28 protein-coding genes are annotated in these 25,275 nt (G+C 71.9%); 6 read left to right on the forward strand and 22 right to left on the reverse strand.

Going from position 1 to position 25,275, the window contains the following annotated elements; translation table 11 throughout:
• Positions 1-61 precede the first annotated feature (61 nt).
• Positions 62-718, reverse strand: a complete 657-nt coding sequence (locus tag A4R43_RS10725; protein ID WP_113692196.1) for an SGNH/GDSL hydrolase family protein — start codon at positions 716-718, stop codon at positions 62-64.
• A 57-nt stretch (positions 719-775) separates the two neighbouring features.
• Here A4R43_RS10725 and A4R43_RS10730 point away from each other — a divergent pair, with 57 nt between their 5' ends.
• Positions 776-1,387 (forward strand): TetR/AcrR family transcriptional regulator, encoded by a 612-nt coding sequence (locus tag A4R43_RS10730; RefSeq protein ID WP_236808899.1) that lies wholly within the window; start codon positions 776-778, stop codon positions 1,385-1,387.
• A gap of 30 nt (positions 1,388-1,417) precedes the next feature.
• The gene (locus A4R43_RS10735) at positions 1,418-1,768 is read left to right on the forward strand and encodes an MmcQ/YjbR family DNA-binding protein (RefSeq protein ID WP_113692198.1); all 351 of its coding nucleotides are present in this window, start codon (positions 1,418-1,420) and stop codon (positions 1,766-1,768) included.
• 6 nt (positions 1,769-1,774) lie between these two features.
• On the opposite strand, the gene A4R43_RS10740 is transcribed toward A4R43_RS10735, so the two are convergent.
• The 4 genes from A4R43_RS10740 to A4R43_RS10755 are packed head-to-tail and all read right to left on the reverse strand — an operon-like array spanning position 1,775 to position 3,911.
• Positions 1,775-2,074 carry a hypothetical protein gene (locus tag A4R43_RS10740; protein ID WP_113692199.1) on the reverse strand — a complete coding sequence of 100 codons (300 nt, stop codon included), beginning with the start codon at positions 2,072-2,074 and terminating at the stop codon, positions 1,775-1,777.
• Entirely contained in the window at positions 2,061-2,294 is a 234-nt protein-coding gene (locus tag A4R43_RS10745) for a hypothetical protein (RefSeq protein WP_113692200.1), read from the reverse strand. Before A4R43_RS10745 ends, A4R43_RS10740 begins: the two co-directional genes overlap by 14 nt.
• Before the next feature lie 31 nt (positions 2,295-2,325).
• A complete protein-coding gene (locus A4R43_RS10750) occupies positions 2,326-2,778 on the reverse strand; it encodes an Lrp/AsnC family transcriptional regulator (RefSeq protein WP_113692201.1) in 453 nt (150 codons plus the stop codon).
• Positions 2,775-3,911: a M24 family metallopeptidase gene (locus A4R43_RS10755; RefSeq protein WP_113692202.1), complete on the reverse strand. Its 1,137-nt coding sequence runs from the start codon at positions 3,909-3,911 to the stop codon at positions 2,775-2,777. The genes A4R43_RS10750 and A4R43_RS10755 overlap by 4 nt, the downstream gene beginning before the upstream one ends.
• 217 nt (positions 3,912-4,128) lie before the next feature.
• Here A4R43_RS10755 and A4R43_RS10760 point away from each other — a divergent pair, with 217 nt between their 5' ends.
• Positions 4,129-5,076: a 5'-3' exonuclease gene (locus tag A4R43_RS10760; protein ID WP_113697487.1), complete on the forward strand. Its 948-nt coding sequence runs from the start codon at positions 4,129-4,131 to the stop codon at positions 5,074-5,076.
• Here the strand turns inward: A4R43_RS10760 and A4R43_RS10765 are convergent.
• The 5 genes from A4R43_RS10765 to A4R43_RS10785 form a co-directional block, all read right to left on the reverse strand.
• On the reverse strand, positions 5,067-6,287 hold the full coding sequence (locus A4R43_RS10765; protein WP_113692203.1) for a GNAT family N-acetyltransferase: 1,221 nt from the start codon (positions 6,285-6,287) through the stop codon (positions 5,067-5,069). The genes A4R43_RS10760 and A4R43_RS10765 overlap by 10 nt on opposite strands.
• A gap of 9 nt (positions 6,288-6,296) precedes the next feature.
• Positions 6,297-6,686, reverse strand: coding sequence for a DUF4333 domain-containing protein (locus A4R43_RS10770; protein WP_113692204.1), 390 nt, complete (start codon positions 6,684-6,686; stop codon positions 6,297-6,299).
• Positions 6,687-6,719: 33 nt separating this feature from the next.
• Positions 6,720-7,937 carry a GNAT family N-acetyltransferase gene (locus A4R43_RS10775; RefSeq protein WP_113692205.1) on the reverse strand — a complete coding sequence of 406 codons (1,218 nt, stop codon included), beginning with the start codon at positions 7,935-7,937 and terminating at the stop codon, positions 6,720-6,722.
• A gap of 41 nt (positions 7,938-7,978) precedes the next feature.
• Complete coding sequence (locus tag A4R43_RS10780; RefSeq protein ID WP_113692206.1) at positions 7,979-8,704, reverse strand: DUF4333 domain-containing protein; 726 nt, start codon at positions 8,702-8,704, stop codon at positions 7,979-7,981.
• Positions 8,705-8,803: 99 nt separating this feature from the next.
• A complete protein-coding gene (locus A4R43_RS10785) occupies positions 8,804-11,572 on the reverse strand; it encodes a DEAD/DEAH box helicase (protein WP_113692207.1) in 2,769 nt (922 codons plus the stop codon).
• An 81-nt stretch (positions 11,573-11,653) separates the two neighbouring features.
• Here A4R43_RS10785 and A4R43_RS10790 point away from each other — a divergent pair, with 81 nt between their 5' ends.
• Positions 11,654-12,253, forward strand: a complete 600-nt coding sequence (locus A4R43_RS10790) for a hypothetical protein (protein WP_162788406.1) — start codon at positions 11,654-11,656, stop codon at positions 12,251-12,253.
• On the opposite strand, the gene A4R43_RS10795 is transcribed toward A4R43_RS10790, so the two are convergent.
• The 7 genes from A4R43_RS10795 to A4R43_RS10825 form a co-directional block, all read right to left on the reverse strand.
• A complete protein-coding gene (locus A4R43_RS10795) occupies positions 12,241-13,131 on the reverse strand; it encodes a diacylglycerol/lipid kinase family protein (RefSeq protein WP_113692209.1) in 891 nt (296 codons plus the stop codon). The two genes, A4R43_RS10790 and A4R43_RS10795, sit on opposite strands and share 13 nt — an antisense overlap.
• A gap of 72 nt (positions 13,132-13,203) precedes the next feature.
• Complete coding sequence (tatC, locus tag A4R43_RS10800) at positions 13,204-14,175, reverse strand: twin-arginine translocase subunit TatC (protein WP_236808900.1); 972 nt, start codon at positions 14,173-14,175, stop codon at positions 13,204-13,206.
• 109 nt (positions 14,176-14,284) lie between these two features.
• Complete coding sequence (gene tatA, locus A4R43_RS10805) at positions 14,285-14,608, reverse strand: Sec-independent protein translocase subunit TatA (protein ID WP_113692211.1); 324 nt, start codon at positions 14,606-14,608, stop codon at positions 14,285-14,287.
• 11 nt (positions 14,609-14,619) lie between these two features.
• A complete protein-coding gene (locus tag A4R43_RS10810) occupies positions 14,620-14,835 on the reverse strand; it encodes a bacteriophage holin (protein ID WP_418190843.1) in 216 nt (71 codons plus the stop codon).
• 28 nt (positions 14,836-14,863) lie between these two features.
• On the reverse strand, positions 14,864-15,832 hold the full coding sequence (locus A4R43_RS10815) for a helix-turn-helix transcriptional regulator (RefSeq protein WP_113697488.1): 969 nt from the start codon (positions 15,830-15,832) through the stop codon (positions 14,864-14,866).
• A gap of 20 nt (positions 15,833-15,852) precedes the next feature.
• Positions 15,853-16,836, reverse strand: coding sequence for a helix-turn-helix transcriptional regulator (locus tag A4R43_RS10820; protein WP_113697489.1), 984 nt, complete (start codon positions 16,834-16,836; stop codon positions 15,853-15,855).
• Positions 16,837-16,915: 79 nt separating this feature from the next.
• The gene (locus tag A4R43_RS10825; protein ID WP_113692213.1) at positions 16,916-17,947 is read right to left on the reverse strand and encodes a WD40/YVTN/BNR-like repeat-containing protein; all 1,032 of its coding nucleotides are present in this window, start codon (positions 17,945-17,947) and stop codon (positions 16,916-16,918) included.
• A 171-nt stretch (positions 17,948-18,118) separates the two neighbouring features.
• Between A4R43_RS10825 and A4R43_RS10830 the strand changes: the two genes are divergently transcribed.
• The gene (locus A4R43_RS10830; protein ID WP_113692214.1) at positions 18,119-18,535 is read left to right on the forward strand and encodes a DUF6069 family protein; all 417 of its coding nucleotides are present in this window, start codon (positions 18,119-18,121) and stop codon (positions 18,533-18,535) included.
• A gap of 153 nt (positions 18,536-18,688) precedes the next feature.
• On the opposite strand, the gene pafA is transcribed toward A4R43_RS10830, so the two are convergent.
• Positions 18,689-20,047, reverse strand: coding sequence for a Pup--protein ligase (gene pafA, locus A4R43_RS10835; protein ID WP_113692215.1), 1,359 nt, complete (start codon positions 20,045-20,047; stop codon positions 18,689-18,691).
• 183 nt (positions 20,048-20,230) lie between these two features.
• On the opposite strand from pafA, the gene A4R43_RS10840 reads away from it, so the two are divergent.
• Entirely contained in the window at positions 20,231-21,607 is a 1,377-nt protein-coding gene (locus A4R43_RS10840; protein ID WP_418190844.1) for a bifunctional phosphatase PAP2/diacylglycerol kinase family protein, read from the forward strand.
• A gap of 94 nt (positions 21,608-21,701) precedes the next feature.
• On the opposite strand, the gene prcA is transcribed toward A4R43_RS10840, so the two are convergent.
• The 4 genes from prcA to dop all read right to left on the reverse strand — a co-directional run bounded on the left by prcA (position 21,702) and on the right by dop (position 25,249).
• Positions 21,702-22,514 (reverse strand): proteasome subunit alpha, encoded by an 813-nt coding sequence (prcA, locus tag A4R43_RS10845; RefSeq protein WP_113692217.1) that lies wholly within the window; start codon positions 22,512-22,514, stop codon positions 21,702-21,704.
• Between the two features lie 39 nt (positions 22,515-22,553).
• Positions 22,554-23,408: a proteasome subunit beta gene (gene prcB / locus A4R43_RS10850; protein WP_113692218.1), complete on the reverse strand. Its 855-nt coding sequence runs from the start codon at positions 23,406-23,408 to the stop codon at positions 22,554-22,556.
• 56 nt (positions 23,409-23,464) lie between these two features.
• Positions 23,465-23,659, reverse strand: coding sequence for a ubiquitin-like protein Pup (locus A4R43_RS10855; RefSeq protein ID WP_113692219.1), 195 nt, complete (start codon positions 23,657-23,659; stop codon positions 23,465-23,467).
• Between the two features lie 87 nt (positions 23,660-23,746).
• Positions 23,747-25,249, reverse strand: coding sequence for a depupylase/deamidase Dop (gene dop, locus A4R43_RS10860; RefSeq protein WP_113692220.1), 1,503 nt, complete (start codon positions 25,247-25,249; stop codon positions 23,747-23,749).
• Between the last annotated feature and the right edge of the window lie 26 nt (positions 25,250-25,275).

The following is a 25,275-nucleotide window of genomic DNA, read 5'->3' on the forward strand; positions in this document are numbered from 1 at the left end:
CGGCCAGGCTAGACGATCACGACCCCGGGTGGCCGTGCCCGAGCCAGGGTTTCCGGTGACCTCAGGTGACCTCGGCCAGTGCCCTGATCACCTCGGCGGCCATGACCGCCTGACCGGCACCGGCGAAGTGGATGCCGTCCGCGCTGAGCAGGTCCGGCCGGTCGTTCACCGGGTGGTCCCACATCTCGATCACCAGCGCGCCGTGCTCGGCGGCGATGGTGCGGACCAAGGCGTTGAGCCGCCGCACGCGGTCCGGGAAGGCGGGGAACTCGGGCACGGTGAACGCCCGGCCGAGCGTGAACGTGGTCAGCAGCGCTCCGGTATCGACGGACAGTGCGAACAACCGGCGCAGATTTCCTTCGATGGCACCAAAATCCGGCTCCGGCCGCCAGAGATCGTTGGCACCGCAGCTGAGGTGCACCAGGTCGGGTTCGAAGGCGAGCAGGCCGTCGGCCTGGTGCGCGAGCGTCCGGCCGGTGGTCGCGCCGATCGTGCCGGTGTTGCGGTAGGCCAGATCCGGGTGGTGCGACCGCAGCGCGGCCGCCACGCGCTCGGCCCACGGCAGCGGCGCGTAGCCGGGACTCGGGTCGCCGGTGCCCGCGGCGAGGCTGTCGCCGAGCACGGCGAAACGGTGCCATGGCGCGCCTTCGAGCAGGCGGGCGGCCTCGGCCGGGGACAGGCAGAAGGGGTCGGTGCCTTCGGTCAGGAGTGCGGTCACGAGATAAACATACGACCGGTCGTATTGTTTTCTCAAGACCTGTGCCAGGATGGACCCGTGACCACGGAAATCTCCGACGGGCGGCTGCTGCGCGGCGCCCGCGCCCGGCAGACCATCGCCCGCCACGCGGTCGACCTCGCCTCGTTCGACGGGCTCACCGCGATGAGCATCGGCCGGGTGGCCAGCGCGCTCGGGGTGAGCAAGAGCGGGGTGCAGACCCTGTTCGGTACCAAGGAAAACCTGCAGCTGGCGGCGGTCGAGACGGCGCGTGAGGCGTTCCTGGACGCGGTCGTGCGCCCGGCCAAGGACACCGAGCCCGGCGTCGCCCGGCTGCGGGCGTTGCTCGAGCAGTGGATCCGGTACGTGACCGTGCCGCTGTTCCCCGGCGGCTGCTTCCGCGCCGCGAACCTCGCCGAGTTCGACTCCAAGCCCGGCCCGGTCCGCGACGCCCTCGTCCGCGACCAGCGCGACTGGCAGGAACTGCTCGCCGCCCAGTTCCGGCACGCGGTCGAAGCCGGGGAAATCCAGGAACTCGACCCCGAACTCGCCGCCTTCCAGCTCGACGCCGTGCTGTGCGCGGCGAACACCGCGCTGCGCCTCGGCGACGACACCGCGGTGACCAAGGTCCGCCGTGTGGTCGACGGCCTGCTCCGGCCCGCCGGGTCCTAGACTGGACGCCCGTGAACTTGGGGGTGTGACGTGGGTGTGCGCAGCGAGGAGTTCCAGCGCATGGTGGACGCGCTGGCCGAGGTCCAGCGTGCGAAGGGCAGCGAGTACACCTCATACAGCGTGCGCGGCAAGCGGTTCGGCTACTACTGGCCGCGGACGCAGACGGTCGGGCTGAAGCAGACGCTGTCCGAGCAGGAGGCGCTGGTCGCCGAGCGGCCGGAGGTGTTCGAGGTGCAGTTCACCGCCGGCGGCTTCGGCTGGGTGGTGGTGTACCTGGAGGGCATCGACGCCGACGAGCTGGCCGAGCTGGTCTACGAGGCCTGGCGGCTGTCCGCGCCGGAGGAACTCGTCGAGCAGACCCCCTGGCCGACGGCGAGCTGACCCCCGTCACAGGTCCAGTGCCGCCCGGAGTGCGATGTCGATGCGCTCCTGGACGTCCAGGCCGACCTCGGCGATTCGTTCGTCGAGCCAGGGCCGGTAGAGCCTGGTCAGGTTGAGCGTGGAGATCCAGTACCGCCCGTCCACGGCCACGCCCAGGATGTCCTGGGGATCGCGGTCGAGCAGCTCGGTGCCGAGCAGCCATGGCCGCTCGGAGTCGTTCACGCCGTCCGAGGACAGCAGCAGGACGTTGCGCTGACGAGCCGGTTCGGTCGGGGGGTGGTACGTCCAGACTTCACCCCTCCGCACGCAGGTCCTCCTCCGCACGGGCGCGCTCCAGCTCGTCGGCGAGCGCCAGTGCCTCGGCCTGCTTGGTCTCGGTGTGCGGGGTGTACCCGGTGCGGACGGCCTCCCGGCGGGCGGCCTTGGACAACCAGGACGAGACGGAGATGCCGTGGGCCTTCGCGGCCCGTTCGGCGAACTCGAGCGCCCCGGCGTCCAGCGAGAGTGTGACCTTACGCGTTGCCATACCTTTTATCGTACCAGTCGCCCGGCGCGGGTCAGAGCGTCGGCGAGCGGCCCTCGAACGGGGTGGACAGCACCACCGTGGTCCGCGTGGACACCTTCGCCGCCTCGCGGATCCGGCGCAGCAGGTCCTCCAGCCCCAGCGGCGAGGCCACCCGCACCAGCAGGATGTAGGACTCGTCGCCGGCCACCGAATAACACGACTCGATCTCGGTGATGTGCTGCAGCCGCGTCGGGTAGTCGTCGGGCGCGGCCGGGTCGTTCGGGGTGAGCGAGATCAGCGCGGTCAGCGGCAGGCCGATCTGCTCGCCGTCCAGCCGCGCCGAGTACCCCCGGATCACGCCGCGCTGCTCCAGCCGCTTGACGCGCTGGTGCACCGCGGAAACCGAGAGCCCGACCCGCTCGGCGAGATCGGTGAAGCTGCACCGCCCGTCCGCGGCCAGCTCACGCGCGATCGCCCGGTCGAGCGGCTCCAGCGGGGCGGTCAAAGCGCGACCAGCTCGTGCGGCCGGTTGTTCACCGCCTCCACCCCGGTTTCGGTGACCACCACGATGTCCTCGATCCGCGCGCCCCAGCGGCCCGGCTGGTAGATGCCCGGCTCCACGCTGAAGGCCATCCCCGGCTCCAGGGGCAGCGCGTTGCCCTTGATGATGTAGGGCTCCTCGTGCACGTCCAGGCCGATGCCGTGGCCGGTGCGGTGGATGAAGTACTCGCCGAACCCGGCGTCGGCGATCACGTCGCGGGCGGCCGCGTCGATCGACTCGGCGGTCACGCCGGGGCGCACCGCCTCGACCGCGGCCCGCTGCGCGCGCTGGAGCACCGCGTAGGTCTCGGCCACGTCCGCGTCACGCGGTGTGCCGAGCACGTAGGTGCGGGTGGAGTCGGAGTTGTAGCCGTCGGGCAGCGGGCCGCCGATGTCGACGACCACCACGTCGCCGTCCTCGATCACCTTGTCCGACACGTCGTGGTGCGGGCTGGCGCCGTTCGGCCCGGAGCCGACGATGACAAAGGCGGCCTCGGTGTGGCCCTCGGCCACGATCGCCGCGGCGATGTCCGCGCCGACCTCGGCCTCGGTGCGGCCCGGCTTGAGCCATTCGGCCATCCTGGCGTGCACGCGGTCGATGGCCTCGCCCGCCTGGCGCAGCGAGGCGATCTCGGTGGCGTCCTTGCGCATCCGCAGCTCGCGGACCACCGGACCGGCCAGCGTCTGCTCGGCCCCGGCGATCGCGTCGCGCAGGCCCAGCACGTGCAGCGCGGGGGTGAAGTCGCTGACCGCCACCCGGCCCGGCTTGCCGAGCAGCCCGGCCACCAGCCGGTAGGCGTCCTCGCCGTCGACCCAGGTGTGCAGTTCGACGCCGAGCGCCTCGGTGGGCACGTCGGCGTAACCGGGCGCCTCCAGCTTCGGCACCACCAGCGCGGGCGTGCCGTCGGCGGGGACCACCAGCGCGGTGAGCCGCTCGAACGAGCCGCCGGCCTGGCCGATCAGGTACCGGAGGTCCGACCCGGGCGCGATCACCAGCGCGTCGGTGTCCGCGGCGGCCGCGGCCTGCCTGGCCCGGTCGAGACGAGCGCGAAGGGCGGCGGCATCGGGGGCTGGGGTGTGCAGGGATCGGCGTGCCATGGCCCGAATCCTAGCCTGGCCCCACCACCCCCAGCCCGGCGAGCGGCGGCGCGTCGAGCACGCCACCGGCACCCTCCCGCGATCACGAGTCCCACGATCGTGCGGTCGTGCCACCCCATCGTGCCGTGCGGGCACGCGGCATCCGCCCGCCCAGCCCGGTGGTTTTTTCCGCAAGCCGGGAGAACCGGGGCGGGGGTTTCGTGGCAGGCTGTTGCGGGTGACCGCACCTCTGGCCCTGCTGGACTCCGCCAGCCTCTACTTCCGCGCCTTCTACGGCGTTCCCGAGTCGATGACCGCGCCGGACGGGACCCCGGTGAACGCCGTGCGCGGGTTCACCGACACCGTCGCCCGCATCCTCAGCGAGCGGAAGCCGTCACGGCTGGTCGCCTGCCTCGACGCCGACTGGCGGCCGCAGTTCCGGGTGGACCTGCTGCCCACCTACAAAACGCACCGCGTCGCCGACGAAGAGGTCAACGCCGAGGAGGTGCCGGACACGCTCAGCCCGCAGGTGCCGATCATCATCGACCTGCTGGAGGCGGTCGGCCTGGCCACCGCCGAGGCCGCCGGGTACGAGGCGGACGACGTGATCGGCGCGCTGACCGTGCACGAGACCGAATCGCCGGTCGAGGTGATCACCGGTGACCGCGACCTGTTCCAGCTGGTGCGCAACGAACCCACCCCGGCGTCGGTCGTCTACGTGGGCCGCGGCTGGATGAAGAAGGAGATCCTCGACCCGGCCGCGCTCGCCGCGAAGTACAACGTGCCGGTGGAGAACGCGGGCGCCGCCTACGCCGATATGGCCGCGCTGCGTGGCGACCCCTCCGACGGCCTGCCGGGCGTGCCCGGCATCGGCGAGAAGACCGCGGCGAAGCTGATCACCCAGTACGGCTCGCTCGAAGCGCTGATCGAGGCGGGCCGCAACGGGGACAGCGGCATTCCGCTGAAAACCCGCATCCGGCTGACCGAAGCGGCCAACTACCTCGCCGCCGCGCCGACCGTGGTGCGGGTGGCCGCCGACGCGCCGGTGAAGATGTCGCGCCCGGACCGCGTGCCCGCCGAGCCCGCCGACCCGGCACGGGTCGCCGAGCTGGCGGAACGCTGGGGCCTGGGCACCTCGGTGGACCGCCTGCTCAAGGCACTGCCGATCGCCGCCGCTCAGAAGTAGGTCCCGCACCAGGGGCGGGCCCCGGTGCGGAACAGCTCGTCCGCCGCGGGCAGCGCGGCCGGATCGCTCACCGTGATCCGGCCCGCCCCGGCGAGCGCGCTCGCCGTCCACTCCCCCAGGTACAGCATCGCCAGCACCTCGGCGTCCATCCGCAGCTGCGCGGGCGCCTCGGTCCGCACCGCGCCGTCCGGCGAAATCCGGTAGGCGCCGGTGTTCTCCGGCAGCAACCGGTCTTCGAGGCCGAGCACCACCGGCGGCGCCTCGCGATAGGTGCGCGCGGCCAGCGCGGCGCCCGCGTCCAGCAGCCGCAGCCAGGTGTGGTCCCCCACGCCGGTGGTCTGGACCGCGCGGGCGTCCACCACCATCGCGCGCAGCGGTTCGTCGAGCGGGCGCATCGGCGCGCGGATCTCGTCGGTCAGGTCCATGCCGATCAGGAACCGCCACAGCCCGGCCAGCGCGGCGGGATCGGCGGCGTGCAGGTCGCGGACCGCCAGCACGGCACCGCGTTCGGGATCGTCGTGCGTGCGCTGGTCGATGGCCCGGAACACGACGAAGCCGTCTTCGCCGTCGGTGCCGATGTGCACGGCGACGCGGTAGTCGCCACCGCCGCCGCGCACCAGCCGGTCGTGGTAGCCGGGCCACCACAGCCCGGGCCGCAGGATCATGCCCGGCCGGTGCAGCCCGATCCGCCGGTACAGCCCGGGCACGCGGCTGATCGCCTCGTCACCGTCGAGCAGCCGCACCCGCCCGCTCGACGGCACCTCGGGTCGCAGTGCCGCGCGTGCGGTGACGATCCGCAGATCCTGTCCCAGCACCGCGACGCCGTACCCGAAGCGGCCGTAGATGGTCGCCTCGCTCGCGTGCAGCGAGGCGAGCAGGTCACCGCGGCGCACGCAGTCGCGCAGCTGCTCGGTCAGCAGCGCGGTGACCACGCCGCGGCGGGTGTGGTCGGCTCGCACCGCCACCCCGTCGACGGCCGCCGCCGGCAGGGTTTTCCCGCCGGGCACGGCCAGCGCGGTGGCGAACGAACTGGTCATGCCGATCGGCGTGGCACCGTCGAAGGCGCCGAAGGTGCGGTCGGCCGGGAAGGACGGCCCGACCTTCGCCCACGCCTCGTCGTCGGGCGGGCTCCCGTGCAGTGCCTCGGCCAGCAGGCCGTGGACGGCCCGCCGCTCACCCTCCGCGATCGGGCGCACGTCGAAGTCGTTCATGCCCCAAACCTAGCCGGGGGCACCAACTTCATATTCGCCTTCGTCGGTCTTCACGGTGATCGGCACGCTGCGCTGCTCGGCACCGACCTGCGCCTGGCAGTCGAAGGTGTGCCCGGCGCGGACCGGCTGCCCCGGCGGGCACACCACCGCGCCGAGATCGGTGATCTCGAAGCTCTGCGTGAGCACCTGCCGCACGCCCTGCGCCACCGCGCCGTGGTCGAACAGCTTCGGCTGCGGGCTGAAGCTCACCGGGGTGGCCGAGGTGGTGGTGACGGGCGGGGGTGGAACGGACGAGGCGGCGGGCGGCGGCGCCGGTGACTCGGGTGCGCTTTCACAGCCCGCCTGCACCCCGGCCAGTACCGTCACGGCCAACCCGAGTACGAGTAGGCGCTGCCGCACGCGTGCACCCCCGCTGTCCGTTGATCGGCAAGGTCAGAAAAAGGTACCGCACCAGGGCGCACTCCGCGTGCCGAACAGGTCGTCCGCGACGGCGGGAGCCGTCGCGTCGATGGCCTCCAGCCGCCCGGCCGTCGCCAGCGCCTCGGCCCGCCACGTGCCGAGGTAGAGCATCGCCAGCTCGGTGACGCCGATGCGCAGCTGCGCGGGCCGCTCGGTGCGGGTGACGGTGCCGTCGCTGCCGCCGTCGATCAGGTACCGGCCCGCGTTCGACGGCAGGACCGGGTCGGTCACCTCCAGCACCAGCGAACCCGGCCCGTACCCACGGGCGGACAACGCGGCGGGCACGTCGACCAGCCGCAGCCACAGCTCGTCCGGTTCCCCGGTGGTCTGGCAACTGCGCGGGTCCTCGAACATCAGCCGCGCCGGGTCGCCGAGCGGGCGGTACGAAGCGGAAATCTGGTCGACCAGGTCGACACCCGTCAGGTAGCGCCACAGCGCGCCGTGCGCGGTGTCGTTCGCCGCGTGCAGCATGTCCAGGCGCAGCACGCTTTCCGAGTCGAAGATGCGGTCGGCGGAGTAGACGGCGAAACCGTCGGGACCGTTTTCGCCGTGGTGCACCACGGTCACCACGGGCTTGTCACCGCGGCGGAACCCGGCTTCGCACCCGGCCCACCAGTGCTCGCTCCTGGTCAGGTGACCGGGTCCGTGTGCCGGGAGACCCGCGTAGAGCCCCGGCAGGCGTTCGATCGCCTCGTCGAGGTCCAGCAGCTCGATTTCCCCGCCACGCGGCACTTCCGGCCGCAGCGCCGCCCGGCGAGTGTCCACTGTGTACGAACGTGCGAGGGTGGTGACGCCGTAGCCGAAGCGGCCGTAGATCCGGCCTTCGGTGGCGTACAGCCCGGCGATCGGCACACCGCGCGCGGCGAAGTCGTCGAACTGCGTGCGCATCAGCTCGCTCAGCACCCCGCGGCGCGTGCGGTCCGGCCGCACGGCCACGCCGGTGACCGCGGCGAACGGCACCCGCCGCCCACCCGGCACGGTCAGCTCCAGATCCATCGACCGGGCGGTGCCGATCGGGCGGTCGTCCCCGGCGCCGAACACGCCGAGCGTGCGGCCTGGCTGCTGGGTGCGGGCGCCGGTGCGCGCCCATTCTTCGTCGCTGGACGGGCCGAGGTGCAGTGCGGCGCGGAACAACCGCTGCGCCGCCCGTACCTCGTCCTCGCCGAGCACGCGCGGGGTGTGGTCAGTCATGCGTCGATCCTCGTCGGCACCGGGTGGCCGGTGCCACCCAATTACTTCGGCGTGCCGACCTCGTAGGTGCCGTCCTCCTCGTTGACCACCTTGATCGGCACCGTCTTGGTGTCCCCGCCGATCTTGGCCTGGCAGTCGAACCCGGTGCCGTTCTTGACTTCCTGGCTCTCCGGGCAGGTCACCCCTTCGACGCCCTGCACCTGGTAGTTGTCGGTGAGCACCTTCTTCACCGCGTCCTGCATGGCGACGTTGTCGAAGACCTTCTTGTTGAACGGCGCCGGCCAGACCAGCAGCGCCACCGCGACCAGCGCGATCACCACCACCGCGCCGAGCCCGATCCACAGCCCCTTGCCGGACTTCTTGCCGGCCGGGGCCGGTGCCTGGCCGGGATAGCCCTGCTGCTGCTGGAAGTCGTACTGCGCGGTCTGGTTGTACTGCTGCTGGGGCTGCTGCGGCCCGGTCTGCGGGTAGCCGGGCTGCTGCTGGCCGTACTGCTGCTGATTGGGGTCGTAACCCGGCTGCTGCTGCGGATAACCCGGCGGCTGCTGCCCGTACTGCGGCTGCTGCGGCGGCTGCTGGCCGTACTGCTGGTTCGGGTCGTAGCCCGGCTGCTGCTGCGGGTAGCCGCCCTGCTGCGGGTAACCGGGCTGCTGCGGTGGCTGGGCCGGGAAGCCGCCCGATGGCGTGCCCTGCGGTGTTCCCCCGCCGTAGCCCGGCTGCTGCTGGGCCCACTGCTGGGGGTCGTTGCCGCCGTACGGCGTGCTCATCTCTCGCCTCCGCGAATCCGGTGTGCTTCGTCCCCGGCGATCCAACCACAGGCCGGGGTGCAATTCACGTAACGAATGGCCTTTGCCCCGGGCCGTGCGTCACGTCCCGCCCGCCGCGACCACGCCGCGGCGCACCGCGCGCACCGCGTCCGCCGCCGTCGCCCCGACCGGATCGGCCTTGCCGAGCACGTCGCGGATCTGGTCCAGGATGTCGATGACCTGCCGTGACCAGCGCACGAAGTCACCGGCGGACAACTCCTGGCCGTTGGCCTCCGCCGAGGTCAGCACCTTCTCCAGCGACTCGCCCCGCGCCCACCGGTAAACCGGCCAGGCGAAGCCGGCGTCCGGTTCGCGGGTGCGGTCGAGCCGGTGCCTGCGCTCGTCTTCGGCCAGGTCCGACCACAGGCGCACGGTCTCCTGCCAGGCCTTGGTCACCGCGCCCTGCGGCAGCCGCGGCTCCCCCGCCGAATCACGGCGGGCCTCGAAGACCAGCGTGGAGACCACCGCGGCCAGCTCGGCCGGGTTGAGCCCGGACCACACGTCGTGGCGGATGCACTCCGCGGCGAGCAGGTCCGACTCGCTGTAGAGCCGCGCCAGCCGCTTGCCGTGCTCGTTCACCGGCGCCTCGGCGTCGTCGCTGAGGTACCCGCGTTCCGAGAGCAGGCGCAGGATCCGGTCGAACGCCCGCGCCAGCGAATGCGTTGTGGCCGCGACCTTCCGCTCCAGCTGGGCGTTTTCCGCGGCGAGCCGCTGGTAGCGCTCGACCCAGCGCAGGTTCGCCTCACGCTCGGCGAGGCCGTGGCTCGGGTGCGCGCGCAACGCCCGCCGCAGCGCGGCCAGCTCGCCGTCGTCGTTCGCCCCGGTACGCCGCTTTCCGCGCCCCGGCGGGGAAATCCCGGCGTTGCGCAGGCTGGAGGCGATGTCGCGGCGGGTTTTCGGCGAGCGCAGTTCGACGTGCTTGGGCAGCCGGATCCGGCCCAGCGACTCCACCGGCGCCGGGAAGTCGGCCACCGACAGCGGACCCGACCAGCGGTCCTCGGTGACCACCACCGGCCGCGGTTCACGCAGCGGGTCGAGCCCGGGATCGACCACCACGGCCAGCCCGGCGCGGCGGCCCTGCGGCACCGCGATCACGTCGCCCTTGCGCAGCTTCTCCAGCGACGCCGTGGTCTGCGCGCGGCGGGCCGAGGTGTTCTGGCGCACCAGCGCCTTTTCCCGGTCGGAGATCTTCTTCCGAAGCTCCACATAGGACAGCATCTCGTCGAAGTCGCCGGTGATGGCCTCGCGGTAGCCCTTGAGCGCCTCGGTGTTCTTCTCGATCCGGCGCGCGGTGCCGACCACCGACCGGTCCGCCTGGAACTGCGCGAACGACTGCTCCAGCAGCGTGCGCGCGTCCTCGGCGCCGAGCTGCGCGACCAGGTTGATCGCCATGTTGTAGCCGGGGCGGAACGACGAGCGCAGCGGATAGGTCCGCGTCGAGGCGAGCCCCGCGACCTGCTTCGGGTCCACGCCCGGCTGCCACACCACCACCGCGTGGCCCTCGACGTCGATCCCGCGGCGGCCCGCCCGCCCGGTCAGCTGCGTGTACTCGCCGGGCGTCAGGTCGACGTGGGCCTCGCCGTTGTACTTGACCAGCTTCTCCAGCACCACCGTGCGCGCGGGCATGTTGATGCCCAGCGCCAGCGTCTCGGTGGCGAACACGACCTTCACCAGGCCGCGGACGAACAGCTCCTCGACGGTTTCCTTGAACGCGGGCAGCAGTCCGGCGTGATGGGAGGCGATGCCCTGCTCCAGCGCCTCACGCCACTCCCAGAACCCGAGCACGCCCAGATCGCCCTCGGGCAGGTCGCCGGTGCGGTCGGCGATCACCCGGCGGACCTCGGCGGCTTCTTCCGGGGTGTTCAGCCGCAGCCCGGAGCGGGCGCACTGCGCCACCGCCGCATCGCAGCCCGCGCGCGAGAAGATGAACACGATCGCCGGGAGCAGCCCCGCGCCGTCGAGCTGCTCGACCACCTCGACGCGCGACGGCGGCCGGAACCGCGGCCCGCCCTGGAAGCCCCGTGGCCCGCCACGGCGGCCGCGGGCGTTCCGCAGCGCGTACGGCGACGCGAACCGCGCGCCGACCTCCTCGACGCGCCGCAGCAGCGTCGGGTTCATCTGCAGCTCGGTGTCGCGGCCGCTGTCCCCGGCGAACAGGTCCAGCAGGCGGCCGCCGACCAGCATGTGCTGCCACAACGGCACCGGCCGGTGCTCGTCCACCACCACGGTGGTGTCACCGCGCACCGCGACCAGCCACTCGCCGAACTCCTCGGCGTTGCTCACCGTGGCGGACAGGCCGACCACCCGCACGTGCTCGGGCAGGTGCAGGATGACCTCCTCCCACACCGCGCCGCGGAACCGGTCGGCGAGGTAGTGCACCTCGTCCATCACCACGTACGCCAGCTCGTTGATGGTCGAGGACCCGGCGTAGAGCATGTTGCGCAGGACCTCGGTGGTCATCACCACGATCTGCGCGCTGCCGTTGATCGCGGTGTCACCGGTGAGCAGGCCGACCGCGCCGGTGCCGTAGCGGGCCACCAGGTCCGCGTACTTCTGGTTCGACAGCGCCTTGATCGGCGTGGTGTAGAAGCACTTGCGGCCCTCGGCGAGCGCCAGGTGCACGGCGAACTCGCCGACCACGGTCTTCCCGGCGCCGGTCGGCGCGCAGACCAGCACCCCGTGCCCCTCCTCCAGCGCTTCGCACCCGCGGAGCTGGAAGTCGTCGAAGACAAAGGCGGATTCGGCCGCGAACCTGGCCAGCTGGGGAAACCTGGAGCGGCGCCTGGCCTGCCCGTAGGCTTCGGCAGGCGAGGGAGAGCTGTCGGACACGATCTCAGCGTTTCACACCAGCCCGCCGGCGCGCATTCGGCAGGCCGGGAACCAGCGGCGCGGCGGGTGCATCTCATCGGCATGATCGCTTCGAGAGGGGTCGCCGCGATGGACACCGAGGAGACCGCGCCGTCACCGCTCGCGTGCCCGCAGTGCCGTGAGGTGGACCAGGTCCAGCACGTGCCGGCGGCGCACCAGGGCGGTCGGATGTCCTACCAGGGCCTCGGGCCCGCCTACACGGGCAACACCGGCTACGCCACGCCGTACCACGGGGTGGCGACCAGCGCGGTGTCCTCGGCGCTGAACCCGATGCCGCCGGTGCGCGGCGCGAGCGGGTACCTGGTGCTGGGGGTGCTCTCCACCATCTTCGCCGGCATCGCCCTGCTCGTCTCGCTCTCGCTCACCCTGGCCGGTGACGGGATGAGCGTGATCGGGCTGTTCTGGACCTGGATCTGGCCCGCCCTCGGCGTGGGCATGTCGGTACTGGGATACCTGCAGTACACGCACCGCAGCCGCGCGAACGCCGAGATGCGGCGTGGCTCGCAGCGGGTGCTCGACGTGTGGTCGCGGGCCTGGTTCTGCCACCGCTGCGGCGTGGTCTTCTTCCCCGACGGCGGGCAGGCCATCCCGCTGCCCGCGTTCCGCGCCTACCTGTGGCAGATCGGTGACTACCGCGTCTGATCGGCCTGAGCCCCGGCGAGGCGCAGTGCGCCCGGTACGCAGGTGATGGTGCGCGGCAGCATGCCCTGCGGTTCGCCGTCGGCGTAGGCGGGCCAGTCGGCGCCGTCGAGCACGACCTCGCGGGCCCGCAGCGTCCGCACCGCCGGGTGGCCGAGGTGCCGCCCGGCCCGCAGCCGCGGCAGCATGCGCACCAGCTCGGTGCGGCTCGCGCGGCCGACCAGGGTGACGTCGAACAGGCCGTCGTCCGGGCGCGCGTCCGGGCAGATCGGGATGCCGCCGCCGTAGAAGGTCGTGTTGCCGACGGCCACCATCGTCGCCTCGAGTTCCAGTGTGGTGTGCTCGGTGCGCACGCGCAGCGGTTTCGGGCGGAAGGCGGCCAGCTCGGCGACGATCGCCAGGTCGTAGCGGCGGGGGCCGCTCGGCCAGCGCAGCCGGTTCGCCCGCTCGCTGACCAGCGCGTCGAACCCGGCGCACAGCACCGTGCCGAACCACGCCTCCCCCACCCGGCCCAGGTCGACGCGCCGCTCCGAGCCGCTGAGAATGGCGTCGGCCGCGGCAAGCGGGTCGTCCGGGATGCCGAGCGCGCGGGCGAAGTCGTTGCCGGTGCCCGCCGGGACCAGGCCGAGCCGGACGTCACGGCCAGCGCAGAACTGCACGCCCTGGTGCGCGGCCCCGTCCCCGCCGAGCACCACGAGCAGGTCGAGCCCGGCCGCGGCCGAGGAGTGCATGAGCGCGCGCGACTCCTCGACGGTGTTCGCCACCAGCAGGTCCAGCCGGTCCACCCCGGCCCGCAGCCGCTCGGCCACCCGGCCCGCGACCCGCGCGGCGGCGCCGTGCCCGGACGCGGGGTGCACGGCCAGCGCGGCGTGCCCGGCCACTAGGTTCCGTCCCCGCGGCGCACCCTGGACCTCGGCAGCGCGCGGCCTGGCGACCGGACTATGACAACGCTCCTAGGTGATGTCGTCGGTGCTCGACTTGCCGCCGCGCTTGCCCTTGTCGGCGGGCACCGGCTCGGGTTCGTCGATGCTGCTCGGCGTGTACTCGAAGGGCGCTGCCTCGTCGTCGTCGAGCTGGTCCCAGCCCTCGTCCTGGCGGGCCTTGTCCAGCTTGCGGTCGTGGAACCGCGAGACCTGGATGGCCACCTCGCACAGCAGGGTCAGCGCCCCGGCCAGCGCGAGCATGGAGAACGGGTCGTTGCCCGGCGTGGCGAACGCGGCGAAGACGAACAACGCGAAGATGATGCCGCGCCGCCACTTCTTCAGCTGCGCGTACTTCAGCACGCCCACCTGGTTCAGCATCACGATCAGCAGCGGCAGCTCGAAGCTGACGCCGAAGATGATCAGCAGGGACAGCACGAACGAGATGTACTTGTCACCGGCCAGCGCGGTGGCGAACTCGTCCCCGCCGAAGCCGACGAGCAGCGCCAGCGCGCCGGGGATGAGGAAGAACGCGAGATAGGCGCCGGCCGCGAACAACACGCTCGCGAAGCCGACGAAGGTCATCGCGTACTTGCGTTCCTTCGAGTACAGGCCCGGCGCGATGAACGCCCACAGCTGGTACAGCCACAGCGGCGCGACCAGCACCATGCCGGCCACGATGCCCACCTTCAGCTGGATCATGAAGGCTTCGAACGGCTGGGTCTGCAGCAGCGTGCAGCCGCGGTCCTCGAACTCGATCCGCACGTCCGAGGGCAGCGCGCAGTAGGGGCCGGTGATGATGTCACCGAGTGACGGGATCGGCCCCAGCTTCACCGCGAACCAGATGAAGCCGAAGATGCCACCGGCCAGGATCGCCAGCAGCGCGTACCCGAGCCGCCGGCGGAACTCGTAGATGTGCTCGATGAGCGTCATCGTGCCGTCGGGATTGTGCCGACGGCTCCTCCTGCGCCGCTTGCTCTTGCGGCTGGTGCCCTCGTCCGCCACTACGGGGTCCGTTCTTCTGCGCTACTGGAAGCTACTGGGACTGGGGAGAAAGGGGACAGCGCCGGCGCGGCACCGGTGCGGCGGCCTGGCGCCGGTGCCGCGCGGGGGGTCAGCCCGCGTTCTTCGGCGTGTTGTCCGACGGCGTGGTGGCCGGCTGCTGCTTCTTCAGCTCGTCGAGCTGCCGCTGCAGGTCCGCGACCTGCTTGTCGGTGCCCGCCGGGGTCTGCGGCAGCGCCTTGGTCTCCGTGGCCGGGGTGGCGGTCTCGGCGGGCGCCTCCGGCGCCTCCTTGTCCTTGAGGTCCTTGGTCTCGGCCTTGAAGATCTTCATCGACTTGCCGATCGACCGCGCCGCGTCCGGCAGGCGCTTGGCACCGAACAGCAGGACGACGACCAGAACCAGGATGATCAGGTGCCACGGCTGCAGAGCGTTCATCTCTGGCCTCCCTATCGCTCTATCGTGTGGATCTTACGCTGGCTTCGCCTTTGCGCGAAGGCGACTCCGAGCGCGGCCGACCGCGCCCGCAGCAACCCAGCACGGTCACCGGCAGCCGTAGTCACCATGCTGGTGGTGCGGCGGAGCGTTCGCAAGCCTCGGCGCAGGCGAATCGCCACGGCCGCGAGCAGGACGAGCCCGATCACCACGAGCACGATGCTCAGCATGTAGGACACGAGGACAACCGTACTGGAATCAGGTGACCGGCAGGTGACGTGCCCTGGCCAGTCCTTCGGCGGCCCGGCGTCGAACAGCCGACGCCAGCTCGGCGGGCCGCTCCACCCTGGCCCCGCCGCCGAGCCCGAGCACCAGGCGCACCATCCAGGACTCGTCGCCGTAGCGCATCCGCACGCGCAGCCTGCCGCCGTCGAGCTCGGCCAGCTCCTCGCACGGGTAGTACTCGGCCACCCAGCGCTGGTCGCGTTCCAGCACCAGGTCGGCTTCGCCCTGGCCGGGGCGTTCGGTGAACACGCCGTGCGAGATGTCGGTCGGCCGGGCGTCCGGCGGCGGCGCGGCGGGCTCGTCCAGCACCTCGGCGGCGTCGATGCGGTCCAGCCGGAACAACCGCACGCCCTCGGCGCGGCGGCACCAGGCCTCCAGGTACCCGAAGGTCTGCACGATCAGCAGGCGCATCGGGTCGACCGTGCGCTCGGTGATCTCGTCCTTCGACGCGGTGTAGTAGCGGATCCGCATCGCCTTGCGGGCCTTGAGCGCGTCGCTGACCGTGCGCCGGGCGCGGGCGGTGTTCTCGGCCTCGCGCACCCCGGTGCCGACCACCACGCCGGACGGCCGCGCCTGGCCCGCCGCGGCCTCGATCTTGGCGATCGCGCGGTTGACCGCGTCACCGTCGGCGCCCTCGGCGCTGTCGACCACCCCGGGTGTCTCGGCCAGCGCACGCAGCGCGACCAGCATGGACGTGGCCTCGGAGCCGGTCAGCCGCAGCGGGCGGCGCATGCCGGCGTCGAAGGTGACGGTGACGGTGTCGCCCTCGAAGGACAGGTCGATCAGGTCGCCGGGACCGTACCCGGGCAGCCCGCACATCCAGAGCAGTTCGAGGTCCTTGCGCAGCTGGCGCGGGCTCACCCCGAAGTCGCGCGCGGCCTCGGCGATCTCGATGCCCGGCCGGGCCAGCAGGTACGGGACCAGCGCCAGCAGCCGCGGCATGCGCTCGGTGGACCCCCGGCTCACCGGCCCGCCCCGATCCCGTGCGCGATCGCCTCCAGCCTGCCGCGGACCGCCTTGGCCAGCACGTCCGGTTCGAGCACCAGCACGTCCGGCGCGTGCCCGGCGATCCAGTCGGCGGCGCTTTCCGGGTAGAGCAGCTCGATTTCCATCACGTCGCCGTCGATGCCGTCCACGGTCATCCGGTCCACCGGCTTCGCCCGCCGCCGCACCCCGGCCGCGCGCCGGTCGGCCACCCACAGCAGCGCCGGGGTGGTCGGGCTCGGCGCGGGATCGACCGCGCCCGCGACGTACTCGAGCAGGTTCACGTTCTCCGGCCGCCGGACCTCCCCCGGCTTGCCGAAGGCCCGCACCTCGCCGCTGATCCTGGACAGCCGGAAGCACCGGGTGGCCCGGCGGTCGCGGTCGTGGCCGACCACGTACCAGCGTGCCTTCCAGGAGATCACGCCCCACGGCTCGACCGTGCGCAGCTTGCGCTCCGGCGAGTCGCTGCGGCGGTACTCGAACTTCACCGGCCGCCCGGCCTGCACCGCGGCCAGCAGCGGGGAGAACGCGGGCTCGGTGCGCACGCGCGGCTCGACCACCGGCTGCGCGTGCTGGTCCACCTCGACCCCGGCGGCACGCAGCTTCACCAGCGCCGCCTGCGCCTGCCCGGTCAGCTCCGGCGAATCCCACAGGCGCACCGCGAGCGCCACCGCAGCGGCCTCGTCGGGGGCCAGGTCGATCTCGCCGAGTTCGTAGTCGCGGCGGGCGATCCGGTAGCCCTCGACCGGGTCGAAGCCGGAGTTGCGCCCGGTTTCCAGCGGGATGCCCAGCTCCCGCAGCTCGGTCTTGTCCCGCTCGAACATCCGGAAGAAGGCGTCTTCGGTCGCGGCATCGGCGTAACCGGGCACGATGCCGCGAATCCGCTCGGCGGTCAGGTACTGCCGGGTGGCGAGCAGGGCGAGCACCAGATTGACCAGGCGCTCGGCGCGGGCGGTGGACACCAGGACACAGTAGCTCGCTGCCCGGCGGCCGTTGGTGAGGTGCACCCCTCGCGCCCGGGCGCGCCGTGCCCGCGCGTGCTCAGCCGAGCTTGGCGACGCGGCCGCCCGCGCCGGAAGCCCAGCACGCGCCGCGCGCGGTGCATTCGACGCTGTCGAAGCTGCCGGTGTCGAACGACCGCCAGTGCCTGCCGCCGTCGAAGCTGACGTCGCTGCCGGTCGGGCCGACGGCCAGCAGCGCGTGGTGACGCCACGCGACGCCCGACCGGTAACCGACGGGCGGCGCGGCGGGCTTTTCCCAGCTGCGCCCGCCGTCGCGGGTCAGCGCGAGCGCGGGCACCGGCTCGGCGGGCTTGGCGTAGTCGCCGCCGATCGCGACGCCGCGCAGGCGGTCGCGGAAGCCCAGCGCGAACACCCCGGCCGACGGGCTGCTCAGCAGCGGTGTCTCGCTGACCGTCCACGTGCGACCGCCGTCGCGCGAGTGGAACACGCGTGCCGCGGCGTCCCCGCCGGTGCCGAACCACGCGTCCTTCGGGCCCTCGGTGGTCAGGCACTGGCCGCTCGCGGCGAACCCGGCCTCGGCGGGCAACGCGGGCGGCAGGCCGTCCGGCGGCACCTCCGCCCAGTTCCGTCCACCGTCCTCAGTGGACAGAATGCGGAAGCGGCCGTCCACCGGATCGCTCATCGCCAGGCCGCGCCGGTGGTCGAAGAAGGCGATGCAGTCGTAGAAGGCGCGCTCGTCGGTGTTCTCGAAGGACAGCCGCCAGCTCGCGCCGCCGTCGTCGGTGCGGTAGATCTTCGCGGCCGTGCCGGTGCCCGCCGACATCACCACCGCGCGCCGGTCGTCGAAGGCCTCGATGTCGCGGAAGTCCAGTGCCGCGGTGCCCGGCGGGGCCACCTGCTGCCAGGAATCGCCGCCGTCGGTGGTGCGCAGCACGGTGCCCTTGCTGCCGCTGGCCCACGCCACCCGCGCGCTGACCGCGTCGAGCCCGCGCAGTTGCGCGGTCACGCCGGTCGGGGTGAGCTGCCACAACGGCAGCGGATCGGCCGCCGCCGGTGCCCCGGTGAGGGCGAGCAGCGCGGCGGTGAGCACGGCCAGGCGGGTCTTGCGCATGCGGTTACCCCCATCGGTTCGGCGATCGGTGAGTACCAGATCCTCGCGGCCCGCGCAAAGCGGGCGGCATCAACCAAACAGTTGAAGTGCGGGCCGTCGCTACGGCCATAAGGTGCGAATCGAACCCGTCAAACGGCGTTATCCACGCGCCAGTCCCCTCAGGAGGCCGTGATGACCACTTCCGCCGCCCAGGAAACCCCGGCCGGGTCGAAGGCCCTCACCCGCGTCGGCGGCATCGTCGGCGCCGCCGTCGCCGTGTCGCTGATCTGGACGCTCGCCGTGCCGGTGCTCGGCGTGGACCTCACCGTGACCAGCATCGGCGCCACCGCCCCGCAGACGGTGGACCTGGTGACCATCCTGATCGCCACGGTGGCGGTTTCGCTGGTCGGCTGGGGGCTGCTGGCGCTGCTCGAACGCCGTGGCAAGGGCCGGATCTGGACGTTCGTCGCGGCCGGGGTGATGGTGCTGTCGCTGGCCAGCCCGCTGCTGGCGACCGGGCCGCTCGACGCGCGCCTCACGCTCGCCCTGCTGCACATCGTGGTCGGTGCCGTGGTCATCCCGGCGTTCCGACGCGGCGTGCCAGCCTGACCAGCGCACGGCCGGGCCCGCCCACCGTGTTTTTGGTCGCGCCTCCGGCGCGACGGCGAGGTCGCTTTTGAGCCGGTCACCGGGCGGGCACCCACCGTGCCGCTGGGCGGCCCGGCGGGCACCCACCCGGTGACCGGCGCGACCTCGCGAAAATTACAGCGAACTGATAAGGCGTTCGACTCGTTCGTCGACGGAGCGGAACGGGTCCTTGCACAGCACGGTCCGCTGTGCCTGGTCGTTCAGCTTCAGGTGCACCCAGTCCACGGTGAAGTCGCGCTGGGCGGCCTGTGCGGCGGCGATGAAGTCCCCGCGCAGCTTGGCCCTGGTGGTCTGCGGCGGGGTGTCCTTGGCCACCTCGATCTCGCCGTCGTCGGTCACGCGGCGGACCAGGCCCTTGCGCTGCAGCAGGTCGAAGATGCCGCGGCCGCGCCGGATGTCGTGGTAGGCCAGGTCCAGCTGGGCGATGCGCGGGCTGGACAGGTCCAGGTCGTGCTTGGACCGGTACCGCTCCACCAGCCGGTGCTTGATCGCCCAGTCGATCTCGGTGTCGATCTTCGAGAAGTCCTGCGTCTCGACCGCGTCCAGCGCGCGGCCCCACAGCTCCACCACGCGCTCGGCGGTCGCGCCCGAGCCGTTGGTCTTCACGTGCTGGGCGGCCCGCGCGTAGTACTCGCGCTGGATCTCCAGCGCCGACGCCTCGCGGCCACCGGCCAGGCGCACCTGCCGCCGCCCGGTCAGGTCGTGGCTGATCTCGCGGATCGCGCGGATCGGGTTGTCCAGCGTGAAGTCGCGGAACTGCACGCCCTGCTCGATCATCTCCAGCACCAGGTTCGCCGCCCCCACCTTGAGCAGGGTGGTCGGCTCGGCCATGTTGGAGTCGCCGACGATGACGTGCAGCCTGCGGTAGCGCTCGGCGTCCGCGTGCGGCTCGTCGCGGGTGTTGATGATCGGCCGCGACCGGGTTGTGGCGCTCGACACACCTTCCCAGATGTGCTCGGCGCGCTGGGACAGGCAGTACACCGCACCGCGCGGGGTCTGCAGCACCTTCCCCGCGCCGCAGATCAGCTGCCTGGTGACCAGGAACGGCAGCAGCACGTCGGCGATCCTGGAGAACTCACCGGCCCGCGTGACCAGGTAGTTCTCGTGGCAGCCGTAGGAGTTGCCCGCCGAGTCGGTGTTGTTCTTGAACAGGAAGATGTCGCCGCCGATGCCCTCGTCGCCCAGCCTGCGCTCGGCGTCGACCAGCAGGTCCTCGAGGATCCGCTCCCCCGCCTTGTCGTGCGTGACCAGCTGCGTCAGGTCGTCGCATTCGGCCGTCGCGTACTCCGGGTGGGATCCGACGTCCAGGTAGAGCCGCGAGCCGTTCGACAGGAACACGTTGGACGAACGCCCCCACGAAACCACCCGCCGGAACAGGTACCTGGCCACTTCGTCCGGCGACAACCTGCGCTGTCCGTGGAAGGTGCAGGTCACCCCGAACTCTGTCTCGATCCCAAAGATCCGCCGCTGCATGTCACCAGAGTATGCGCAAGTGCCCCCAAGTCGGTGCGCCGTTCGGGCGTCGGCGTTGCGTCGGTTACGTTGCACCACGTGTTCAGGCACATCAAGCGCCCGCTGCGCCAGGTCGGCGAGACCGACCGGGCTCTGGTCCGCCGCAGCGCCGCGCTCCCCAGGACCCCCGCCGACCGCGCACTGATGGCGCTGACACGTTCCGCGAACAAGGGCAGGCTGTGGTGGGTGGTGGCCGCGGTGATGGGCGCCCGCAAGGGCACCGGCAGGCGCGCCGCGCTGCGCGGGGTGGTCGCCATCGGCGGGGCCAGCCTGACCGCGAACCTGATCGGCAAGCCGCTGTTCCCGCGCCGCCGCCCGGCCGCCGAGGAGGTGCCCGAGCACCGGCGCCTGGTCAAGCGGCCCACGTCGTCCTCGTTCCCGTCCGGGCACTCCGCGTCGGCGGCCGCGTTCACCGCCGCCGTGGCGATGGAGTCACCGCTGCTCGGCCTGGCCGTCGTGCCGGTGGCGGCCGCGGTGGCTTATTCGCGGGTGCACACCGGCGTGCACTGGCCGAGCGACGTCGGCGCCGGCGCGCTGATCGGCATCGGCGCGGCCTTCGCCACCCGGCACTGGTGGCCAGTGCACCCGACGGTGCCCGGCGACACCGCGCACCCCGCCGAAGCCCCGGTGATGGTGGACGGCGAGGACATGCTCGCCCTGGTCAACCCGCGGTCCGGGATCGACGGGCAGGACCCCACCGAGGACGTGCGGTTCGCCTGGCCCAAGGCGACCATCATCTATCCCGACGCCGACCGCGACATCCGCGAGCAGCTCACCGCCGAGATCGAGCGCCGCGGCACCGTGCGCGCGCTCGGCGTAGCGGGCGGTGACGGCACGGTGGCCGCGGTCGCATCGGTGGCCGCCGAGCACAAGCTGCCGCTCGCGCTCATCCCGGCTGGCACGCTGAACCACTTCGCCCGCGACGTCGGCGTGCGGTCCATGCCGGACGCCGACGCGGCCACCGAGGCGGGCGCCGCGGTCGGCATGGACCTCGGCGAGGTCACCGTGGACGGGGTCACCGGCAGCGACCGCCGCTGGTTCGTCAACACGGCCAGCATCGGCGGGTACCCGGAAATGGTCCGGATGCGGGAGAAACTGCAGGACAAGCTGCCCAAGTGGCCGGCCGCGGCGATCGCCATGGTGCGCAGCCTGCGCAAGGCGCGGCCACTGGAGGTCGAGCTGAACGGGCACCGGACCTCGGTCTGGCTGATCTTCGTCGGCAACGGCCCGTACATCCCGAAGGGTTTCGCCCCGGCGCACCGGCCCGCGCTGGACACCGGGCTGCTGGACGTGCGGTACCTGCGGGCGGACGTGCCGTACTCGCGGGCCAGGTTCATCGCCGCCGCGCTGACCAACACGCTCGGCACCAGCCACGTCTACCGCGAGTTCGACGTGCCGGAGCTGGAGGTCAAGCTGCTCAACGGCAACCGCCGCGTGGCCACCGACGGGGAGGTCGGGCCGCTCGGCTCGCACTTCCACTTCAAGTCGCAGCCGAGCGCGCTGGCGCTGTACCGGCTCTGAGCGGCGCGCGGCCCGACGACGCTATGAATGTGGCTTTCATTGCGGATTCCGCAATGAAAGCCACATTCCTAGCGTGCAGGGCCGGTCCGGCTGGTTACTTCTTGTCGTCGGCGGGGGGTTCGCCGGGCTTGTCGCTGTCCTTTTCGGACTTGTCCGCTTCGGACTCCTCGGCCTTCTCCGGCTTCGGCAGCAGCGCTTCGAGCGCGGCACCGGTGATCCGGCGGAACGCCCGGCCGGGGCGCTCGCGTTCGAGCACCGCCACCTCGAGCTTGCCGACGTCACCGCCGCCACCGTTGATGTTGCCGGTCCCGGAACCCGACGCCGACGAGGTGTTCGGCGCGCTGGTCTTCAGCGCGGCCACCGCCACCGCCAGCGCGGCACGCAGCTCCAGCCCCTCCTCGTAGGTGTCCTTCAGCTTCGAGGTGATCGGGTCGGTCTGCCCGCCCATCGCCACGAACCGCGGCTCGTCGCCGATGGAACCGTCGTAGGTCAGCCGGTAGAGCTGGTCCTCGGCCGGGGTGGCACCCACCTCGGCCACGCAGATCTCCACCTCGTACGGCTTGAGCTGGTCGGTGAAGATCGCGCCGAGGGTCTGGGCGTAGACGTTCGCCAGCGCCCGCGAGTTCACGTCGCGGCGGTCGTACTGGTACCCCTGCAGGTCCACGTACTTGATCCCGCCGCGGCGCAGGCTCTCGAACTCGCTGTACCGCCCGACCGCGGCGAAGCCGATGCGGTCGTAGATCTCCGACACCTTGTGCAGCGTGGTCGACGGGTTCTCGGCCACGAACAGCACGCCACCGGCGTACTTCAGCACCACGACACTGCGTCCCCTGGCAATGCCCTTGCGCGCGAGCTCGGAACGCTCGCGCATCAGCTGCTCGGGCGACGCGTACAGCGGCATCGTCACTGCGGTGGCTCCACTCTCTCTCGAACTCGGAAGTCTTACTCAGCCCTGACGGCCGGGGCGCTGCGCGCGATCGTTGACGACCGCCTCCGCCACCGCCTCGGCCTGCTCGGCGGGCAGCCGCACCGCGCCCTGCTCGGCGGTGATGGTGACCGCGGTCGGGAAGATCCGGCGCACCAGGTCGGGCCCGCCGGTCGCGGTGTCGTCGTCGGCGGCGTCGTAGAGCGCCTCCACCGCCACCCGCACGGCCCCTTCCAGGTCCGCGTCCGGGTCGTGCAGCTTCTTCAGCGACGACTTGGCGAACAGCGAGCCGGAGCCGATGGCGTGGTAACCGCCGTGCTCCTCGTACCGCCCGCCGGTCACGTCGTAGGAGACGATCCGGCCACCGCGCTTGGGGTCGGCCGCCTCGGTGTCGTACCCGACGAACAGCGGCAGCACCGCGAGCCCGGCCATGGCCACGTCCAGATTGGCCTTGACCATCATGGACAGCTTGTTCGTCTTGCCGTCCAGCGACAGCGACACGCCCTCGAGCTTCTCGTAGTGGGCCAGCTCCACCGCGTACAGCCGGACCATCTCCAGCGCGAGCCCGGCGGTGCCGGCGATGCCGACCGCCGAGTATTCGTCGGTGACGTAGACCTTGTCCATGTCCCGCGTCGCTATCAGGTTGCCCGAGGTCGCCCGCCGGTCACCGGCGATCAGCACACCGCCGGCGAAGGTGACCGCGACGATGGTCGTGCCGTGCGGCACGTCCAGCCCGCCCGCCCCGGCACCGGCGCCGCGGCGGCCGGGGAGCAGGTCCGGGGCCTCCGCGCGCAGGAAGTCGGTGAACGACGAGGTGGTCGTCGTCAGGTACGACGCGGGCAGCGCGAAGCCCGAGTGGTTCGAGGTGTTGTCCATACGTGCTCGTTTTTCCCATCAGCGAAGATCAGCGGGACCGGTGTGCGCGCGGGAGACTACTCCCCGCCCTTCTGCACATAGGCGCGGACGAAGTCCTCGGCGTTCTCCTCCAGCACGTCGTCGATCTCGTCGAGGATGGTGTCCACGTCCTCGCCGAGCTTTTCGCGGCGTTCCTGACCGGCCGGGGCACCGCCCTCGACCTCTTCGTCGGAGTCACCGCCGCCGTGCCGCTCGATCTTTTCCTGAGCCATCTCGCCTCCCGGTGTGGCCGTTGTTCTCAAGCCTATCCGCTCGAACCGACATTCGGTGCCACCACTGGATCACTCCTGGGTCGCTCTCTAGTCCGAACCGGTGAGCGCCTCGACCAGTTCCTCAGCGGTCGCCGAGTCGTCCAGCAGCTTGCCGACGTGCGCCTTCGTCCCGCGCAGGGGCTCCAGCGTGGGAATACGCACCAGCGACTCGCGGCCGACGTCGAAGATCACCGAATCCCAGGACGCCGCCGCGATCGAGGTCGCGTACTTCTCCAGGGTGCGGCCGCGGAAGTAGGCCCGCGTGTCCGACGGCGGGGTGGTGATCGCCGCGCGCACCTCCTCCTCGGTGACCAGCCGCTTCATCGAGCCGCGGGTGACCAGGCGGTTGTACAGCCCCTTGTCCAGCCGCACGTCGGAGTACTGCAGGTCGACCAGGTGCAGCCGCGGCGCGCCCCAGTTGAGCTGGTCGCGAGCGCGGTAGCCCTCCAGCAGGCGCAGCTTGGCGGGCCAGTCCAGCCGGTCGGCGCACTCGGCCGGGTCGCGGGCCAGCGCGTCGAGCACCTCGCCCCAGATCCGCAGCACGTCCTTGGACTGGGTGTCACCGCCGGTGCGGTCCAGGAACTCCGAGGCCAGCTCGTGGTAGGCGAACTGGATGTCCAGCCCGGTGAACTTGCGCCCGCCGGCCACCTCGACCTTGGTCTTGAGCGTCGGGTCGTGGCTGATCTGGTGCACCGCGCGCACCGGCTCGTCCAGCTTGAGCTGGTCGAAGCGCATCCCGGACTCGATCATGTCCAGCACGATCGCGGTGGTGCCGAGCTTGAGGTAGGTGGAGTACTCGGCCAGGTTCGCGTCGCCGATGATCACGTGCAGCCTGCGGTACTTGTCCGCGTCGGCGTGCGGCTCGTCGCGGGTGTTGATGATGCCGCGCTTGAGCGTGGTCTCCAGGCCGACCTCGACCTCGATGTAGTCCGACCGCTGCGAGAGCTGGAACCCGGCTTCCTCGCCCTGCGGGCCGATGCCGACGCGGCCGGAGCCGGTGATCACCTGGCGCGAGACGAAGAACGGGGTGAGCCCGGAGATCACCGAGGTGAACGGGGTGGACCTGGCCATCAGGTAGTTCTCGTGGGTGCCGTAGCTGGCGCCCTTGCCGTCGACGTTGTTCTTGTACAGTTGCAGCGGGGGCTGGCCGGGCACGGTGGCCGCGCGCATCGCGGCCTCCTCCATCACCCGCTCCCCCGCCTTGTCCCAGATCACCGCGTCGCGCGCGTTGGTCACCTCGGGCGCGGAGTACTCGGGGTGCGCGTGGTCGACGTAGAGCCGGGCGCCGTTGGTCAGGATGACGTTGGCCGCGCCGAGGTCCTCCACGTCGGGGTCGTGCCCCGGGGTGCCTGGCCCGGCGAGGTCGAACCCCCTGGCGTCGCGCAGCGGCGACTCCACCTCGTAGTCCCACCGGGCCCGCCGGGCGCGCGGGATGTCCGCCGCGGCCGCGTAGGCCAGCACCACCTGGGTGGAGGTCAACACCGGGTTGGCCGTCGCATCGCCCGGCACCGCGATGCCGTACTCGACCTCGGTTCCCATGATCCGCCTCATGGCGTCCACCCTACGGGGGCCGGGGG

The organism is Amycolatopsis albispora (genome assembly GCF_003312875.1).
Classification (GTDB): domain Bacteria; phylum Actinomycetota; class Actinomycetes; order Mycobacteriales; family Pseudonocardiaceae; genus Amycolatopsis; species Amycolatopsis albispora.

Coding starts and splice junctions, on each gene's coding strand:
- A4R43_RS10745 (WP_113692200.1), bottom strand. CDS start 2,294: ATGGCAACGCGTAAGGTCACACTCTCGCTGGACGCCGGGGCGCTCGAG.
- A4R43_RS10755 (WP_113692202.1), bottom strand. CDS start 3,911: ATGGCACGCCGATCCCTGCACACCCCAGCCCCCGATGCCGCCGCCCTT.
- A4R43_RS10765 (WP_113692203.1), bottom strand. CDS start 6,287: ATGAACGACTTCGACGTGCGCCCGATCGCGGAGGGTGAGCGGCGGGCC.
- A4R43_RS10775 (WP_113692205.1), bottom strand. CDS start 7,937: ATGACTGACCACACCCCGCGCGTGCTCGGCGAGGACGAGGTACGGGCG.
- A4R43_RS10780 (WP_113692206.1), bottom strand. CDS start 8,704: ATGAGCACGCCGTACGGCGGCAACGACCCCCAGCAGTGGGCCCAGCAG.
- A4R43_RS10790 (WP_162788406.1), top strand. CDS start 11,654: ATGATCGCTTCGAGAGGGGTCGCCGCGATGGACACCGAGGAGACCGCG.
- tatA (WP_113692211.1), bottom strand. CDS start 14,608: ATGAACGCTCTGCAGCCGTGGCACCTGATCATCCTGGTTCTGGTCGTC.
- A4R43_RS10810 (WP_418190843.1), bottom strand. CDS start 14,835: ATGCTGAGCATCGTGCTCGTGGTGATCGGGCTCGTCCTGCTCGCGGCC.
- A4R43_RS10815 (WP_113697488.1), bottom strand. CDS start 15,832: ATGCCGCGGCTGCTGGCGCTGGTCCCGTACCTGCTGGCCCGGCCGGGC.
- A4R43_RS10825 (WP_113692213.1), bottom strand. CDS start 17,947: ATGCGCAAGACCCGCCTGGCCGTGCTCACCGCCGCGCTGCTCGCCCTC.
- A4R43_RS10830 (WP_113692214.1), top strand. CDS start 18,119: ATGACCACTTCCGCCGCCCAGGAAACCCCGGCCGGGTCGAAGGCCCTC.
- pafA (WP_113692215.1), bottom strand. CDS start 20,047: ATGCAGCGGCGGATCTTTGGGATCGAGACAGAGTTCGGGGTGACCTGC.
- A4R43_RS10840 (WP_418190844.1), top strand. CDS start 20,231: ATGGCGCTGACACGTTCCGCGAACAAGGGCAGGCTGTGGTGGGTGGTG.
- prcB (WP_113692218.1), bottom strand. CDS start 23,408: ATGGACAACACCTCGAACCACTCGGGCTTCGCGCTGCCCGCGTCGTAC.
- A4R43_RS10855 (WP_113692219.1), bottom strand. CDS start 23,659: ATGGCTCAGGAAAAGATCGAGCGGCACGGCGGCGGTGACTCCGACGAA.
- dop (WP_113692220.1), bottom strand. CDS start 25,249: ATGAGGCGGATCATGGGAACCGAGGTCGAGTACGGCATCGCGGTGCCG.